The sequence below is a fragment of the Pseudomonas veronii genome (assembly GCF_002028325.1).
In the GTDB taxonomy this organism is placed as follows: domain Bacteria; phylum Pseudomonadota; class Gammaproteobacteria; order Pseudomonadales; family Pseudomonadaceae; genus Aquipseudomonas; species Aquipseudomonas veronii.
Genome location: NZ_CP018420.1, coordinates 1,157,643 through 1,173,980, shown reverse-complemented (window position 1 = coordinate 1,173,980; position 16,338 = coordinate 1,157,643). Strand labels below are relative to the sequence as shown.

Annotated in this window: 13 protein-coding genes; 8 read left to right on the top strand and 5 right to left on the bottom strand. The window is 60.9% G+C overall.

Translation table 11 applies throughout. The features are described from left to right. Positions 1 to 56: 56 nt before the first annotated feature. Positions 57 to 1,538, top strand: coding sequence for an ATP-dependent RNA helicase RhlB (gene rhlB / locus PverR02_RS05360; RefSeq protein WP_046488650.1), 1,482 nt, complete (start codon positions 57 to 59; stop codon positions 1,536 to 1,538). A gap of 147 nt (positions 1,539 to 1,685) precedes the next feature. Here the strand turns inward: rhlB and moaE are convergent, their stop codons facing one another. From moaE to PverR02_RS05335, 5 genes are all read right to left on the bottom strand, one after another. Then, on the bottom strand, positions 1,686 to 2,135 hold the full coding sequence (gene moaE / locus PverR02_RS05355) for a molybdopterin synthase catalytic subunit MoaE (protein ID WP_017848647.1): 450 nt from the start codon (positions 2,133 to 2,135) through the stop codon (positions 1,686 to 1,688). Positions 2,136 to 2,137: 2 nt separating this feature from the next. Continuing rightward, the gene (locus PverR02_RS05350; RefSeq protein WP_046384622.1) at positions 2,138 to 2,380 is read right to left on the bottom strand and encodes a MoaD/ThiS family protein; all 243 of its coding nucleotides are present in this window, start codon (positions 2,378 to 2,380) and stop codon (positions 2,138 to 2,140) included. Next, positions 2,377 to 2,850, bottom strand: a complete 474-nt coding sequence (moaC, locus tag PverR02_RS05345) for a cyclic pyranopterin monophosphate synthase MoaC (RefSeq protein WP_046384623.1) — start codon at positions 2,848 to 2,850, stop codon at positions 2,377 to 2,379. Before moaC ends, PverR02_RS05350 begins: the two co-directional genes overlap by 4 nt. A 147-nt stretch (positions 2,851 to 2,997) precedes the next feature. After that, entirely contained in the window at positions 2,998 to 4,392 is a 1,395-nt protein-coding gene (locus tag PverR02_RS05340) for a PhoH family protein (protein ID WP_017848644.1), read from the bottom strand. Positions 4,393 to 4,741: 349 nt separating this feature from the next. After that, on the bottom strand, positions 4,742 to 5,866 hold the full coding sequence (locus PverR02_RS05335; protein WP_079442894.1) for a polysaccharide deacetylase family protein: 1,125 nt from the start codon (positions 5,864 to 5,866) through the stop codon (positions 4,742 to 4,744). 131 nt (positions 5,867 to 5,997) lie between these two features. Here PverR02_RS05335 and yaaA point away from each other — a divergent pair, with 131 nt between their 5' ends. The 7 genes from yaaA to algG all read left to right on the top strand — a co-directional run bounded on the left by yaaA (position 5,998) and on the right by algG (position 16,333). Beyond that, on the top strand, positions 5,998 to 6,777 hold the full coding sequence (gene yaaA, locus PverR02_RS05330; protein ID WP_046384625.1) for a peroxide stress protein YaaA: 780 nt from the start codon (positions 5,998 to 6,000) through the stop codon (positions 6,775 to 6,777). Positions 6,778 to 7,662: 885 nt separating this feature from the next. Next, complete coding sequence (locus PverR02_RS05325; protein WP_079442893.1) at positions 7,663 to 8,979, top strand: nucleotide sugar dehydrogenase; 1,317 nt, start codon at positions 7,663 to 7,665, stop codon at positions 8,977 to 8,979. Positions 8,980 to 9,062: 83 nt separating this feature from the next. After that, on the top strand, positions 9,063 to 10,544 hold the full coding sequence (alg8, locus tag PverR02_RS05320) for a mannuronan synthase (protein WP_017848640.1): 1,482 nt from the start codon (positions 9,063 to 9,065) through the stop codon (positions 10,542 to 10,544). 38 nt (positions 10,545 to 10,582) lie between these two features. Next, the gene (locus tag PverR02_RS05310) at positions 10,583 to 11,749 is read left to right on the top strand and encodes an alginate biosynthesis protein Alg44 (protein WP_017848639.1); all 1,167 of its coding nucleotides are present in this window, start codon (positions 10,583 to 10,585) and stop codon (positions 11,747 to 11,749) included. 8 nt (positions 11,750 to 11,757) lie between these two features. After that, the gene (gene algK, locus PverR02_RS05305) at positions 11,758 to 13,260 is read left to right on the top strand and encodes an alginate biosynthesis TPR repeat lipoprotein AlgK (RefSeq protein ID WP_174630449.1); all 1,503 of its coding nucleotides are present in this window, start codon (positions 11,758 to 11,760) and stop codon (positions 13,258 to 13,260) included. Next, a complete protein-coding gene (locus PverR02_RS05300; RefSeq protein ID WP_046384627.1) occupies positions 13,257 to 14,744 on the top strand; it encodes an alginate export family protein in 1,488 nt (495 codons plus the stop codon). Before algK ends, PverR02_RS05300 begins: the two co-directional genes overlap by 4 nt. Continuing rightward, complete coding sequence (gene algG, locus PverR02_RS05295; protein ID WP_079442891.1) at positions 14,744 to 16,333, top strand: mannuronan 5-epimerase AlgG; 1,590 nt, start codon at positions 14,744 to 14,746, stop codon at positions 16,331 to 16,333. The genes PverR02_RS05300 and algG overlap by 1 nt, the downstream gene beginning before the upstream one ends. Positions 16,334 to 16,338 lie beyond the last annotated feature (5 nt).

Here is a 16,338-nt window from a genome sequence, read left to right as displayed (position 1 = left end):
CGCGCCCGATTCTTGCATTACACTGGCCGGCGTATATTCCTTAACCAATTAATGAGATCACCGTGCTCAAAGCACTCAAGAAGATGTTCGGCAAAAGCGAGGCTGAGCCGCTCGCGCCAGTTCCCAGTGCTCCCGTCCCGACACCCGGCAGCCGCCACGACGGTAAACAGCCTGGCCTGGCCGCGCCTGTGACCGCGCCGAAACCGCTCGAGGTGACGCCAACCGAACCGCCGAAACCGGCCGAAGCCGCTGCGGCAACCGCGCCTGCGCCTGCGCCAAAAGCCGCACGCCGTGAACGCGCGCCCAAGCCGCCCGTCACGCCGTGGAAACTCGAAGATTTCGTCGTCGAACCCCAGGAAGGCAAAACCCGCTTCCACGATTTCAAGCTCGCACCGGAACTGATGCACGCCATCCAGGACCTGGGCTTCCCGTACTGCACACCGATCCAGGCGCAGGTGCTGGGCTTCACCCTGGCCGGCAAAGACGCCATCGGCCGCGCCCAGACCGGCACCGGCAAGACCGCCGCGTTCCTGATCTCGATCATCACCCAACTGCTGCAAACGCCGCCGCCGAAAGAACGCTACATGGGTGAGCCGCGCGCGCTGATCATCGCCCCGACCCGCGAGCTGGTGGTGCAGATCGCCAAGGACGCCGCCGACCTGACCAAGTACACCGGCCTCAACGTCATGACGTTTGTCGGTGGCATGGACTTCGACAAGCAGCTCAAGCACCTCGAAGCGCGCCACTGCGACATCCTGGTCGCCACTCCGGGCCGCCTGCTCGACTTCAACCAGCGCGGCGACGTACACCTGGACATGGTCGAAGTGATGGTGCTGGACGAAGCCGACCGCATGCTCGACATGGGTTTTATCCCGCAAGTACGCCAGATCATTCGCCAGACCCCGCCGAAAAACGAGCGCCAGACCCTGCTGTTCTCCGCGACCTTCACCGAAGACGTGATGAACCTCGCCAAGCAGTGGACCACCGAGCCGTCCATCGTCGAGATCGAGGCACTGAACGTCGCCAGCGAAAACGTCGAGCAACACATCTACGCCGTGGCCGGTGCCGACAAGTACAAGCTGCTCTACAACCTGATCAACGACAACGGTTGGGAGCGCGTGATGGTGTTTGCCAACCGCAAGGACGAAGTGCGCCGTATCGAAGAGCGCTTGGTGCGTGATGGCGTCAACGCCGCGCAACTGTCAGGCGACGTGCCGCAGCACAAGCGCATCAAGACCCTGGAAGGCTTTCGCGAAGGCAAGATCCGCGTGCTGGTGGCCACCGACGTGGCCGGGCGCGGGATTCACATCGACGGCATCAGCCATGTGATCAACTTCACCCTGCCCGAAATGCCCGACGACTACGTACACCGTATTGGCCGTACCGGCCGTGCCGGGGCAGCGGGCGTGTCGATCAGCTTTGCCGGGGAGGATGACTCGTATCAGTTGCCGTCGATCGAGACGCTGCTGGGCCGCAAGATCAGCTGCGAGACACCGCCGACGCACTTGCTCCGGGCTGTAGAACGCAAACGCCCCTAAGCTCAAATGCGGTCAAACATGTGGGAGGGGGCAAGCCCCCGATAGCGGAGTGTCAGTCGCAGAATTTGCCAACTGACCCACTGCTATCGGGGGCTTGCCCCCTCCCACATTTGATTTCAGCTGATTTTGAGATAGGTGTTCGGCTGGCTACTTCCAGCGATCCGCTGCGGCGTGGTCGCTGTCGCGCCCGTCCACCCAACGCGCACCTTCGCTGGTGCTTTCTTTCTTCCAGAACGGCGCACGGGTCTTCAGGTAGTCCATCACAAACGCGCAGGCATCAAACGCAGCCTGACGATGCGCGCTAGCAGCGGCGACGAAGACGATGGGCTCGCCCGGTTCCAACGCGCCGATGCGGTGCAGCACTTCCAGCTTGAGCAGCGGCCAGCGTTGTTCGGCTTCCACGGCGATCTTGGCCAGGGCCTTTTCGGTCATGCCGGGGTAATGCTCCAGGAACATCCCCGCCACGTCGTGGCCGTCATTGAAGTCGCGGACATAGCCGACAAAACTCACCACCGCGCCGACGCCGACATTGGCAGCGTGCATCGCGTTGACTTCGGCGCCGGGGTCAAACGGCGCGGGCTGCACACGGATGGCCATGCTCAGCCTCCGGTCACGGGTGGGAAGAAGGCGACTTCATCACCGGCTTCGAGCGGCTCGTCGACGCTGCACATTTCCTGATTGCGCGCGCACATCAAGCTGGTCTCGTTGAGCACGTCAAAGCCCGGATCGCCAACCAATGCCTGGCGCACCGCGTCGACGGTGGCGAAGTCGCCTTCCATCTCCAGGGAATCCAGGCCGATCGTTTCGCCGTAGCGGGCAAAAAACAGTACGTTGATGCTCATGCCTGGTCCGCCTTGAAATGCCCGCTTTTCCCGCCGAGCTTTTCCAGCAGGCGGATGTTTTCGATGGTCATGCCGCGGTCCACGGCCTTGCACATGTCGTAGATGGTCAACGCAGCGACACTGGCGGCCGTCAGCGCTTCCATCTCTACGCCGGTCTGGCCCGAGAGTTTGCAGCGCGCCACGATGTGCACGGAGTCTATGCCCTCGGCGCTCAGTTCGACCTTGACGCCGGTCAACATCAGCGGATGGCACAAGGGGATCAAATCACTGGTTTTTTTCGCCGCCTGGATCCCGGCGATACGGGCCACGGCAAACACATCGCCCTTGGGATGGGCACCATCGACAATCATTTTCAGTGTCTCGGGCAGCATACGCACCCGCGCTTCAGCCACCGCCTCTCGGAACGTCACGGACTTGTCGGTGACGTCGACCATATGGGCGCGACCTTGGGAATCGAGATGAGTCAGCACAGGGATACTCCTGATCAGGAGCGTCGATTGTAAACCCTGTAGGAGCGAGCTTGCTCGCGAAAAACCAAAGAACAACGCGGGGCTCCAGAGACCCCGCGTTATCGTAGACACTCTTCGCGAGCAAGCTCGCTCCTACATGGACCGCGTTTACAAGTGAGATTCGGCGTATTCGGCCAGGATCGAACGTGGAACTCCCTGCAGCGCGATATGCACGCCGTTCGGGAAGTCTTTGAAGCGTTCCGTCAGGTAAGTCAGCCCGGAGCTGGTCGCGGACAGGTAAGGGGTGTCGATCTGCGCCAGGTTGCCCAGGCACACCACTTTGGAACCGGCGCCGGCACGGGTGATGATGGTTTTCATCTGGTGCGGCGTGAGGTTCTGGCACTCATCGATCAAAATCAGGCTCTGCTGGAAGCTGCGACCTCGGATGTAATTGAGGGATTTGAACTGCAACGGCACTTTGCTGAGGATGTAGTCGACGCTGCCATGGGTGTTTTCGTCATCCATGTGCAAAGCTTCGAGGTTGTCGGTGATCGCCCCCAGCCACGGCTCCATTTTTTCCGCTTCGGTGCCGGGCAGGAAACCGATTTCCTGGTCCAGGCCCTGCACGCTTCGGGTGGCGATGATGCGGCGATAGCGTTTGGTCACCATGGTCTGTTCGATGGCGGCCGCCAGGGCCAGGATGGTTTTGCCCGAGCCGGCGGCACCGGTCAGGTTGACCAGGTGGATGTCCGGGTCGAGCAGCGCATACAGCGCCAGGCTCTGGTAGATATCACGCGGTTTCAGGCCCCAGGCTTCCTGATGCAACAGGGGTTCCTGATGCAGGTCGAGGATCAGCAGCCTGTCGACCTGGATCTCTTTGATCCAGCCCACGAAGCCCTGTTCGTCGATGATGAACTCGTTGACGTGTACCGCCGGCAGGTTGTCGATCAGTTGCACCTGGTGCCAGGTGCGACCGTGGTCCTGACGGGTTTCAACCTTGCTGACGCGGTCCCAGAACGAGCCGGTCATGGTGTGATAACCACGGGACAGCATCGACACGTCGTCGACCAGTTGGTCGGTACTGTAGTCCTCGGCAGCGATCCCACACGCTCGTGCCTTGAGGCGCATATTGATGTCTTTGGTCACCAGCACCACGCGCATGTCCTTGTCACGAGCGTGCAGGTCGATCAATTGGTTGATGATTTTGTTGTCGTTGAGGTTTTCCGGCAGCAGGCTGTTGGGCTCGCTGCGCTTGCTCATCAAAATCGACAACAAACCCTTGGGCCCGCTTTTGCCGCGCTGGATCGGCACGCCGACTTCGACGTCCTCGGGTGACGCTTCACCCAGGGTTTTGTCGATCAGGCGGATGGCCTGGCGACATTCGGCGGCCACGCTGTGATGCCCGCTTTTGAGTTTGTCGAGTTCCTCCAACACGATCATCGGGATGGCGACGTGGTGTTCTTCGAAGTTAAGCAGAGCGTTCGGATCGTGGATCAGCACGTTGGTATCAAGCACATAAAGGATTGGCTGGTCGGAAGAAGGGTTACGTCCATGATCATCCATACTCGGTCACCTTTGTGGGAGCCAGTCGACGCAATACCACAACAGTGCTGCGCCTCGATTCGACCACCGACTGCACCTTGCGTGACGTCAAGTGCAGTGCCCACATGAGGAGTCTTGGAAGACGCCACCTGTGTTGCAGGTTTCGGCGATCTGACTTCGTAATACCGCAAAACCCATGACAGGAAAAAGCACTTTGACGTTTTTTTGAAGTTTATTTTTCAGGATGACGAATAGCACTAGCCGAGTGCCAGCTACCCCGTTAAAGTCGGAAGTCGGCCCGCATAGAAATATCGTACAAAATCACCCCGAAAATGCCGCATCCCCAACGGGAGCGGGCACTTCAGCCTCTTCAGCGAAACGCCTCCCGGCAGTCCTGCCAACCCAGCCCGCTTTGCGCCGTTGCCTGCAATACCATCGGCAATGCGACCCGCGCCTTGTCCTGGGTGTCGTGAAACACAATCACCCCTTTGCGCCACAACAACATCAATGTCAGCACCCGCTGCGCCGACTCATCGGCCTTGAGCTTGCCTGGCTCGTCCTGGGAGTCGATATCCCACAACGCCACCTGCAAACCCTGGGACTGGAAGAAACCCTGGCTGTCCGCGCGGCGCTGGCCGTAGGGTGGACGGAACAGCGGCACGTAGTTTTCCGGCATCAGGTTCTGCGCCAGCGCGGCGCTGCGGATGATCGAACTTTGCCAGTCGACCCAATGGCTGTGGGAACGGTACTGCCAACCTTGAGTGCCCACGCACTGCCCCTGATACAGCGCCTGCACATCCACGACGGAACTGCGCTCCACACGGTTTTGCAGGCTGCTGCCGAGGGCGAAGAACGTGGCGTTCATCTTCTGCTTGCGCAGGTAATCGGTGAGCCAGTCGGTATTGCCGCTGACCGGTGCCGGGCCGCCGTCGAAGGTCAGCAGGAACAGGCGGTCGTTGAATTCGTCGCCATTGCGCTCATGGTCACCGAAACGTGCGATTTCGCTGCTGATCTGCGGGAACAGCGCGGCTTTGCGCAGCAGCTCGTCCAGGTAACGCTCGTGGAAATTGTGGCTCGGGCCGGCCCAGCCTATATAGAAGGAGTTGTCACTGACCTCGAACTTGCCGGCCTGCTCGCGCAGGTCGTCCATGTTTTCCACCAGGTAGCAGAACGACGCATCCTCCTCGCAACTTTCCTGGGCAGCGGTGTAATTCTCCAGAAGGCGCCGCCAGAGCTGGCGACGCAGATCGTCGATGGCCGCCAGGTTGATGATCTTCAGGCCCAGGCGCTGTTTGAGCGCCGCTTCATCCAGGGCTTCGCTGCCGATCAGGCTGCGGGCGAACATCAATATTTCAGCGCGCGAGGCCACGTCGAACAGCGCAGGGCTGCTGAGTTTTTCCGGCCAGACGCCGCGATCCAGGCTGGCCACGTCCACCGGCGCCGCGTGGGCGTTCAGGCAAAACAGGCACGCCGACAATAAAAGCGCTATTCGCACACAGGGTCTCCCTCTCCAGAATCACCGGCCATCATAACGGATCGCGCCTATCGCCATCATAGGTGGAGTCAAAGTGCCCAACCCCCTAGAATCCCGCCCACGTTACAAGCACGATTACAGGAGCCAACTTCATGCTGATGGTGATTTCCCCCGCCAAGACCCTCGACTTCGAGTCCAGGCCTGCGACCCAGCGCTTTACCCAGCCGCAGTACCTGGACCATTCCCAGGAGTTGATCGAGCAACTGCGCCACCTGAGCCCGGCGCAGATCAGCGAATTGATGCATGTGTCCGACAAGATCGGCGGCCTCAACGCCGCGCGCTTCGGCAGCTGGACCCCGGCGTTCACACCGGCCAACGCCAAGCAGGCGTTGCTGGCGTTCAAGGGCGACGTGTACACCGGCCTCAACGCCGACACCTTCAGCGACGCCGACTTCAGCTACGCCCAGGACCACCTGCGCATGCTCTCGGGCCTGTACGGCCTGCTGCGCCCCCTGGACCTGATGATGCCGTATCGCCTGGAGATGGGCACCAAACTGGCCAACGCCCGTGGCAAGGACCTGTACGCCTTCTGGGGCACCCGGATCAGCGAGTGGCTCAACCAAGCCCTGGCCGAACAAGGCGATGACGTGCTGCTCAACCTCGCATCCAACGAGTACTTCTCGGCGGTCAAGCGCACGGCGCTGAATGCGCGGATCGTCAATACCGAGTTCAAGGACCTGAAGAACGGCCAGTACAAGATCATCAGCTTCTACGCGAAAAAGGCCCGGGGCATGATGAGCCGCTTCGTGATCGAAGAGCGTATCAACGACCCGGCCCAGCTCAAGCAGTTCGATGTGCAGGGTTATCGCTTCAATGCCGAGCAGTCCAAGCCGGACAACCTGGTGTTCCTGCGCGATCACGCACCGGAATAAGGCCCTGCTCCGCCCTCATAGACGCTAAAGATCAAATGTGGGAGGGGGCTTGCCCCCGATGGGGGGATCAGTCATACATGGATAGACTGACACACCGCCATCGGGGGCAAGCCCCCTCCCACATTTTTGTCTGCATTTCACATCGTGAATCGTCAATTGTTTGGCGTCAAAAAATATCCTGACGCATCTCTAACAAATATTTCACTCGACATTCGTCATTTTTTTTCGTAGTGGCACCACTTTTTTAAATCACTAGTGGCACAAAACTATTCCCGCGCGCCAACTCCCCGTAACTACTGGCCCAAATAGCAAGTGCTATCAATATAGTACCAGTGCCATCTTTGCTGATATTTCAAGAAATTTCCGGAAACAGGATGAGCGGCCAGGAACTTAGCCCTAAAGCACCGCTCATACCACCGGTAACGGAATTCTCTGCTTCTGTAAGAGATGACTTACATGGCGACCAACGGAAGTAGCAAAGTTGTCACATTAAACTTTGACTCTGGGCTCATATTACCAACCGATTAGTTAAGAGCGGCGATAAGGATCGATTGCCACACACTATAAGGCCAAGGCCGTGCTTACCCAAATGGGTCAGTGCTACAACCCAAGGCATTGATAACTATAGGCTTACAGCCTTTTATCAAGGCCCTGTTGCACTGGCGCCAGGCCCTTCTCCCAGGAAGGCCGGCTGCATTTCAGGGCAAGCACCAATAACAAGGCCACGTTGCGCACAACTTGAGTGCAATAGTTAGTCACTCGTTATTCAACATGCCTGCACGCGGCAAGTCGGCGTCTATTCGCCTAACTTTCGCGGCATCAGTGACGCTTGCAAACATGAACTCCGGCCATTTAATGGCATGATTTAATACAGAGGTAAATGCGATGCGTATCAGCATATTTGGTTTGGGTTACGTTGGCGCAGTCTGTGCCGGTTGCCTGTCTGCCCGCGGCCATGAAGTGGTCGGCGTAGACATCTCCAAGGAAAAAATCGACCTGATCAACGCAGGCAAATCGCCGATCGTTGAACCGGGCCTGGGCGAGCTGCTGAGCCAGGGTATCGAGACCGGACGACTGCGCGGTACGACCGACTTCGCCGAAGCCATCCGCGCTACCGACCTGTCGATGATTTGCGTCGGTACGCCGAGCAAGAAAAACGGCGACCTGGAACTCAACTACATCGAATCGGTATGCCGCGAGATTGGCTTTGTCCTGCGTGACAAGACCACCCGCCACACCATCGTCGTGCGCAGCACCGTATTGCCGGGTACCGTGGCCAATGTGGTGATCCCGATCCTCGAAGACTGCTCCGGCAAGAAAGCCGGCGTCGACTTCGGCGTCGCGGTCAACCCGGAGTTCCTGCGTGAATCCACCGCCATCGCCGACTACGACCTGCCACCGATGACCGTCATCGGCGAATTCGACAAAGCCTCCGGTGATGTCCTGCAATCGCTGTACGAAGAACTCGACGCGCCGATCATCCGCAAGGACATCGCCGTTGCCGAAATGATCAAGTACACCTGCAACGTGTGGCACGCCACCAAGGTGACCTTCGCCAACGAGATCGGCAACATCGCCAAGGCAGTCGGCGTCGACGGGCGCGAAGTGATGGAAGTGGTCTGCCAGGACAAGACCCTCAACCTGTCCCAGTACTACATGCGCCCGGGCTTCGCGTTCGGCGGCTCGTGCCTGCCCAAAGACGTGCGCGCCCTGACCTACCGCGCCGGCTCGCTGGACGTGGAAGCGCCGCTGCTCAACTCGCTGATGCGCAGCAACGAATCCCAGGTGCAGAACGCCTTCGACATCGTCGCCGGCCACGACAAACGCAAAGTCGCCCTGCTGGGCCTGAGCTTCAAGGCCGGCACCGATGACCTGCGCGAAAGCCCCCTGGTGGAGCTGGCGGAAATGCTGATCGGCAAGGGTTACGACCTGAGCATCTACGACAGCAACGTCGAGTACGCCCGTGTCCACGGCGCGAACAAGGACTACATCGAAGGCAAGATCCCGCACGTGTCGTCCCTGCTCAACTCGGACTTCGACGATGTGATCAACAACTCCGACGTGATCATCCTCGGCAACCGTGACGAGAAGTTCCGGGCCTTGGCCCATAACGCACCGCACGGCAAGCAAGTGGTCGACCTGGTGGGCTTCATGTCCAAGGCCACCAGTGTGAGCGGCCGTACCGAAGGTATTTGCTGGTAACAGCAACCGCAAGTTTCGGGCTGCCGGCGTCCTGATCCCCAGCGCTTGCAGCTCGAAACCTCCTTCACCTGCGGATGACGCCTATGTCCAAGTTAAAACACGTACTGCTCCAATCCGCCGGCTGGCTGTTCTTCTTGAGCCTGCTGATGGGACTCGCCCTGCTGTTGCCGGCGAGTACGTTCGACTCCGAGTCGAAGAATTTTATTTTCCTGATTGGCGCCGTCGGTATCTGGCGCTACTCGATGGGTGCGACGCATTTCTTTCGCGGCATGCTGTTCCTGTACGTGGTCTACCCCCACCTGCGGCGCAAAGTGCGCAAGTTGGGCAAGGCCGCGGACCCGTCCCATGTGTTCCTGATGGTCACCAGTTTCCGGATCGATGCGCTGACCACCGCGCAGGTCTATAGCTCGGTGATCCGCGAAGCGATCGAATGCGGCTTCCCCACCACCGTGGTCTGCTCGCTGGTGGAAATGTCCGATGAACTGCTGGTGAAAAGCCTGTGGGAACGCATGAACCCGCCGGGCCATGTGAAGCTCGACTTCGTGCGTATCGCCGGCACCGGCAAGCGCGACGGCCTGGCCTTCGGTTTCCGCGCCATCTCCCGCCACTTGCCGGATGACCGCGCCGTGGTTGCAGTGATCGATGGCGACACCGTGCTCGCCGAAGGCGTCGTGCGCAAAACCGTGCCGTGGTTCCAGCTGTTCGGCAATGTCGGCGGCCTGACCACCAACGAGTTCTGCGAAGTGCGCGGCGGCTACATCATGAGCGAATGGCACAAACTGCGCTTCGCCCAGCGCCACATCAACATGTGCTCGATGGCCCTGTCCAAGCGCGTGTTGACCATGACCGGGCGCATGTCGGTGTTCCGCGCCAGCGTGGTCACCGACCCGGGCTTTATCGCCGATGTGGAAAGCGACTCGCTGCAACACTGGCGCCTGGGCCGCTTCAAGTTTTTGACCGGCGACGACAAGTCCAGCTGGTTCAGCCTGATGCGCCTGGGCTACGACACCTTCTACGTACCGGATGCCGCGATCAACACCGTGGAGCACCCGCCGGAAAAGAGCTTTATCAAAGCCAGCCGCAAGCTGATGTTCCGCTGGTACGGCAACAACCTGCGCCAGAACTCCCGCGCCCTGGGCCTGGGTGTACGTCGCCTCGGCCTGTTCACCAGCGTGGTGTTGTTCGACCAGCGCGTGTCGATGTGGACCTCGCTGCTCGGCCTGACCGTGGCGATCATCGCCACCTTCAAGTACGGCGGTGCGTTCATCCTCGCGTACCTGCTGTGGATCGGCATCACCCGCCTGATCCTGACCGTGCTGCTGTCGTGCTCCGGGCACAGGATCGGCCCGGCGTACCCGGTGATTCTCTATTACAACCAGATCATGGGCGCGCTGGTGAAGATCTACGTGTTCTTCCGCCTCGATCAACAGTCCTGGACCCGCCAGGACACCAAACTGACCCGCGATTTGGCCAGCTTTCAACGTTGGTTCAACACCTGGTCGTCTCGGACCATGACCTTCTCCGCCGGCAGCATTTTCGTCGCCGTGTTGCTGATGATGGTCTGACCCTGCCAAGCCTGAATTAACTCTAGGAAATTGCCCTGATGAACAGCCAAGTAAACGCCAACGTTGTCCACGAATCCGAAGCCCAACGCCAGCACGCCCGGGTCAAAATCCCGGCCAAGTTGCGCTTTTTCAACACTGACCGCACGCCGACCGAAGCGCGGGTCATCGACCTGTCCGCCGGCGGCCTGGCGTTCACCGCCACCCAGCCGCTGATCGTTGGCGAAGTGCACAAGGGGCGCCTGCAATTTGTCATCGACAACCTCGGCCTGGCGATGGATGTGGAGCTGCAGATTCGCTCCTACGACCGCCAGAGCGGGCGCACCGGTTGCCAGTTCCAGAACCTCGACGCGCAGGATATTTCCACGCTGCGTCACCTGATCACGTCGCACCTGTCGGGCGATATCGTGACCATGGGCGACGTACTCGCCACCCTGCAACGCGACAACTTCACCAAGGCGCGCAAGGTCAAGGACGGCGGCAGCAACATGAGCGTCTTCGGCCGCCTGCGCGCCGTGACGTTCAGCCTGGCGATCTTCCTGGTGGGCCTGGCGGCATTCGGTTTCGTCTTCAAATCGCTGTACGGCATGTACTTCGTCAGCCACGCCCAGGCCGGCCTGGTCAGCGTGCCCGGCATGAACGTGACCATGCCCCGCGACGGCACCGTGCAAAGCCTGCTCAAAGGCGACGCGGTGGCGGCCAAAGGCGCGCCGCTCGCGACCTTCAGCACCAGCATGCTCGACGTGCTCAAGGGCCACCTGGACGAAGACCAACTGCAACCGGCCAAGGTCGAAGAACTGTTCGGCAAACAAATGACCGGCACCCTGACCTCGCCTTGCGACTGCATCGTGGCCCAGCAAATGGTGGCCGACGGTCAATACGCAAGCAAAGGCGACGTGATCTTCCAACTGGTGCCACGCGGCAGCCTGGCCAACGTGGAAGCACGCTTCTCCTACCGCCAGTTCGCTGACGTTCGCCCAGGTACCCCGGTGAACTTCCAGGTCGCCGACGAAGAACAGACCCGCACCGGCACCATCGTCAGCAGCACCAGCCTGAACAGCGCCGACCTGTCCTCCGACATCCGCGTGCAGATCAAGCCGGACGCACCGCTGGACAGCGCCTACGCCGGCCGCCCGGTGGAAGTCACCAGCGACCGTGGTCCATCGCTGAACTGGCTGATCGATAAAGCCATGGCTGCCGGACTGTAAGCGAGGACATGCCTGTGACGACTCTCCTGAAAACACCGCAATCCCTGTGGGAGCGGGCTTGCTCGCGATGGGATCAGTGCGGTTTGCCTGACGGACCGCACGGCCTGCATCGCGAGCAAGCCCGCTCCCACAAGGGTCCTGTCGCGTTGCTGGCCCTTGCGGTCAGCCTCGCCGGTTGCGCCGGTCTGCCCGACCAGCGCCTGGCCAACGAAGCCCTCAAGCGGGGCGACACGCTCACCGCGCAGCAGAATTACCAGCAACTGGCGACCCTGGGTTACAGCGAGGCCCAGGTGGGCCTGGCCGATATCCAGGTCGGCACACGCGACCCGGCGCAGATCAAGCAGGCCGAGGCCACTTACCGCGCCGCTGCGGATATTTCGCCGCGCGCCCAGGCCCGCCTGGGGCGCCTGCTGGTGGCCAAGCCCGGCGCCACCGAAGCCGAACACCATGAAGCCGAAGGCCTGCTGAAAAAAGCCTTTGCCAATGGCGAAGGCAACACCCTGATCCCGCTGGCGATGCTGTACCTGCAATACCCGCACAGCTTCCCCAACGTGAACGCCCAGCAGCAGATCAACAAATGGCAGGCCGCCGGTTACCCGGAAGCCGGTCTGGCCCAGGTGCTGCTGTATCGCACCCAGGACACCTACGACCAGCATCTGGATGATGTCGAGCGCATCTGCAAGGCCGCGCTGAACACCACCGACATCTGCTACGTCGAACTGGCCACGGTCTACCAGAAAAAAGCCGAGCCAGAAAAACAGGCCGAACTGCTCAAGCAAATGGAAGCCGGCTACAGCAGCGGCACCGTCACCGCACAGCGCATCGACAGCGTGGCCCGCGTATTGGGCGACGCAACGCTGGGCAAGACCGACGAGAAAACCGCCCAGGCGCTGCTGGAAAAAATCGCCCCCGGCTACCCCGCATCCTGGGTCAGCCTGGCGCAATTGCTCTACGACTTCGCGGAACTGGGCGACGTCGACCAGATGATGAAGTACCTGGACAACGGCCGCGCCGCCGACCAGCCGCGCGCCGAGCTGTTGCTGGGCAAGCTCTACTACGATGGCAAGTGGGTGCCGGCGGACGCCAAGGCCGCCGAAGCGCATTTCGAGAAAGCCCTGGGCCGCGAAGTGGCCGCCGACTACTACCTCGGCCAGATCTACCGCCGTGGTTACCTGGGCAAGGTCTACTCGCAAAAAGCCCTGGACCACCTGCTGACTGCTGCGCGCAACGGCCAGAACAGCGCCGACTTCGCCATCGCGCAATTGTTTTCCCAAGGCAAGGGCACCAAGCCCGACCCATTGAACGCCTATGTCTTCAGCCAATTGGCTAAAGCCCAGGACACACCAGAGGCCAACGACCTGGCCACGCAGCTCGAAGCCCCGCTGACGCCGGAACAACGCGCCGAAGGCCAACGCCTGGTGCAACAGGAACTGGCCGCGCGCGGCACCCTGGCCCAGAGCACGCTGCAACTGCACGCCCTGCAAGAAGAAGACGGCGAGGAATCCCTATGAAGCTCAATCCATTCGTGCAGGCCGGTATCGGCCTGACCTTCGCCCTGCTGTGGTCGTGCCCGACCCTGGCCGCGCTGACCGAAGCCAATAACTTCGGCCTGGAAGTCAAAGTCACCGGCCAGTCCGAAGACGACCGCGACCTCGGCACCCAAAAGGGTGGCGACGTCAACGGCATCGGCCTCGACCTGCGCCCGTGGATCTACGGCGAAAGCGGCAACTGGAGCGCCTACGCCATGGGCCAGGCCGTTGCCTCGAGCGACATCATCGAGACCGACACCCTGCAACAGTCGTCGAGTGACACCACCGAGCAGTCGAGCAACAGCGACCGCACAGCGAAGAAAAACTACCTGGCACTGCGCGAGTTCTGGGTCGGCTACAGCGGCTTCACGCCCTACCCCGGCGAGCTCCTCAAGTTCGGCCGCCAGCGTCTGCGCAATGACGACGGCCAATGGCGCGACACCAACATCGAAGCGCTGAACTGGACCTTCGACACCACCCTGCTCAAGGCCAACGTCGGCGCCGCCGAACGCTTCAGCGAATACCGCACCGACCTCAAGGAGCTGTCGCCCGACGAAAAAGACCGCCAGCACTTCTACGCCGACGCCGCCTACCAGTGGACGCCAGGCCAGTGGATCGGCCTGCGCGGGCACCACACCCATGACGCCGGCAAGCTCGACTATTCCGAACCGGGCATGCCCATCGCCCCCTCGGACAAGCGCGAGAACGGCGACCTGACCTGGCTCGGCATCGAAGCCAACAGCGACGCCTACAACTGGCGCAACACCAACACCGTCAACTACTGGGCCAGCGTCACCGGCATGCAGGGCGACCGCGACACCGTCAACGCGTTGAACGCCGACGGCACCCGCCCGAGCAACGCCAAGCGCAGCGAAGACGTGAGCGGCTGGGCCACCGACCTGGGTATCCGCCTGCGCCTCGACCCGCAGTGGCAAGTGGGTGCGGCCTATGCCCGCGCCAGCGCCGAGTACGAACAGAACGGCCTGCAAAGCAACCGTTCGAACTTCACCGGCACCCAGTCCCGCCTGCATCGCTTCGGCGAAGCGTTCCGCGGCGAGATGAACAACATGCAGTCCATGAGCCTGTTCGGTTCCTGGCAGTTGCGCGAGGACTACGACGCCAGCCTGGTGTACCACAAGTTCTGGCGCGTCGACGGCAACAAGCCGGTGGGCAGCAACGGCATCGACGCCGTGCAGAACAACACCGACGACGTGACCGGCGCGATCCTGTCCAGCACTTCCCTGCCCCTTGAAGACGGCAAGAAAGACCTGGGTCAGGAGATGGACTTGGTCGTCACCAAGTACTTCAAGAAAGGCCTGCTGCCGGCCGCGCTCAGCCAGTCGATCGACGAACCGTCGGCCCTGGTGCGCTTTCGTGCCGGCGTGTTCAAACCGGGCGACGCTTATGGCAGCCAGGTCGACTCGTACATGCATCGCGCCTTTGTCGACGTGATCTGGAAGTTCTGATGGGAGCCCGCGCAATGATTGCTCACCCCTTCACAGGCAGATGCTTGCTGGTGACCGCGATGCTGATGGCCAATGCCACAGCCTTCGCCGATACCGCGCAGCCGGTCAAGGCGCCGACCATCGCCAAAGAACTGCAACAGGCCAAGACCTACACCATTTCCAGCCCGCCGACCGCGCCGCTGGAAATGCCCAAGCCGGCCCTGCCGGACCTGTCGGGCTACACCGCCGCGGCGATGGAAAAGAAAATCGTCAGAACCAAGCCGGGCAAAATCAGCATCCGCCGCATGATGCAGGAAGACGCGCTGAAGGACTTCATCGGCGGCGACAACAAGATGGCCGAGTGGGTGGTGCGCCAGCACGGCATTCCCCAGGCGATCTTTATCGACGACGGCTACATGAACCTCAAGGACCTGCTGGGCAAAGTGCCCAAGCAGTACCTCAGCGAAACCTCGCCGGGCGTGTTCCTCGCCAAGTTGCCGATCGTGGTCGGGCGCAAGGGCATCCTCGATATCGACAAGCACACCAAAGAACTGCGCCTGTCCCAGGAAGCCGGTTCGTTCCTGATCAACGACGGCCAACTGTTTGTGCGCGATACCAAGATCACCGGCTGGAAAGAAAAGGCCAACGGCCCGGCGACCTACCAGTCGCCCAATGAGTTCCGCCCGTTCCTGCTGGCCTGGGGCGGCACCGAGACCTACATCGCCAACACCAAAATGGCCAGTTTCGGCTACGCCAACAGTAAGTCGTATGGGGTGAGTATTTCCCAGTACACGCCGAACATGGCCAAGGTGCTCAAGCGCCCTGAGCCGACCGGCTGGATCATCGATTCCGAGTTCTCGGACATGTGGTACGGCTTCTACTGCTACGAGACCGAAGGCTTCGTGATCAAGGGCAACACCTACAAAGACAACATCGTCTACGGCATCGACCCCCACGACCGTTCCCACGGCCTGATCATCGCGGACAACACCGTCTACGGCACCAAGAAGAAGCACGGCATCATCATTTCCCGGGAAGTGAACAACAGCTTCATCTTCAACAACCGCAGCTACGACAACAAGCTCTCGGGCCTGGTGATCGACCGTAACAGTGTGAACAACCTGATCGCCGACAACGAGATCTACCGCAACCACACCGACGGCATCACGCTCTATGAGAGCGGCGACAACCTGTTGTGGGGCAACAAGGTGATTGCCAACCGTCGCCACGGCATCCGCATACGCAACAGCGTCAACATCAAGCTGTACGAAAACACCTCGATGGCCAACGGGCTGACCGGCGTCTACGGCCACATCAAGGACCTGACCGACACCGACCGCGACATCGCCCTCGACCCGTTCGACACCAAGGTCTCGCTGATCGTGGTCGGCGGCGAACTGGCCGGTAACGGCAGCGGGCCGCTGTCGATCGACTCGCCGTTGAGTATCGAGCTGTACCGCGTGTCGATGCTGGCGCCGACCAAATCCAGCGGCATCAGCTTCAACGGCATTCTTGGCGAGCGCCAGGAAGAAATTCTCGACCTGCTGGTACGCCAGCAGAAAGCCGTGCTGATCGACCCTGTCGAACGCCAGACCGAAATGCAGGACTGAGGATG

What these genes read in the sequence shown, in the direction of transcription:
- alg8 (WP_017848640.1), top strand. Translation starts at nt 9,063, where the DNA reads ATGTCCAAGTTAAAACACGTACTGCTCCAATCCGCCGGCTGGCTGTTC.
- yaaA (WP_046384625.1), top strand. Translation starts at nt 5,998, where the DNA reads ATGCTGATGGTGATTTCCCCCGCCAAGACCCTCGACTTCGAGTCCAGG.
- PverR02_RS05340 (WP_017848644.1), bottom strand. Translation starts at nt 4,392, where the DNA reads ATGGATGATCATGGACGTAACCCTTCTTCCGACCAGCCAATCCTTTAT.
- algG (WP_079442891.1), top strand. Translation starts at nt 14,744, where the DNA reads ATGGGAGCCCGCGCAATGATTGCTCACCCCTTCACAGGCAGATGCTTG.
- PverR02_RS05350 (WP_046384622.1), bottom strand. Translation starts at nt 2,380, where the DNA reads ATGAGCATCAACGTACTGTTTTTTGCCCGCTACGGCGAAACGATCGGC.
- moaE (WP_017848647.1), bottom strand. Translation starts at nt 2,135, where the DNA reads ATGGCCATCCGTGTGCAGCCCGCGCCGTTTGACCCCGGCGCCGAAGTC.
- PverR02_RS05325 (WP_079442893.1), top strand. Translation starts at nt 7,663, where the DNA reads ATGCGTATCAGCATATTTGGTTTGGGTTACGTTGGCGCAGTCTGTGCC.
- algK (WP_174630449.1), top strand. Translation starts at nt 11,758, where the DNA reads ATGCCTGTGACGACTCTCCTGAAAACACCGCAATCCCTGTGGGAGCGG.
- PverR02_RS05310 (WP_017848639.1), top strand. Translation starts at nt 10,583, where the DNA reads ATGAACAGCCAAGTAAACGCCAACGTTGTCCACGAATCCGAAGCCCAA.
- PverR02_RS05300 (WP_046384627.1), top strand. Translation starts at nt 13,257, where the DNA reads ATGAAGCTCAATCCATTCGTGCAGGCCGGTATCGGCCTGACCTTCGCC.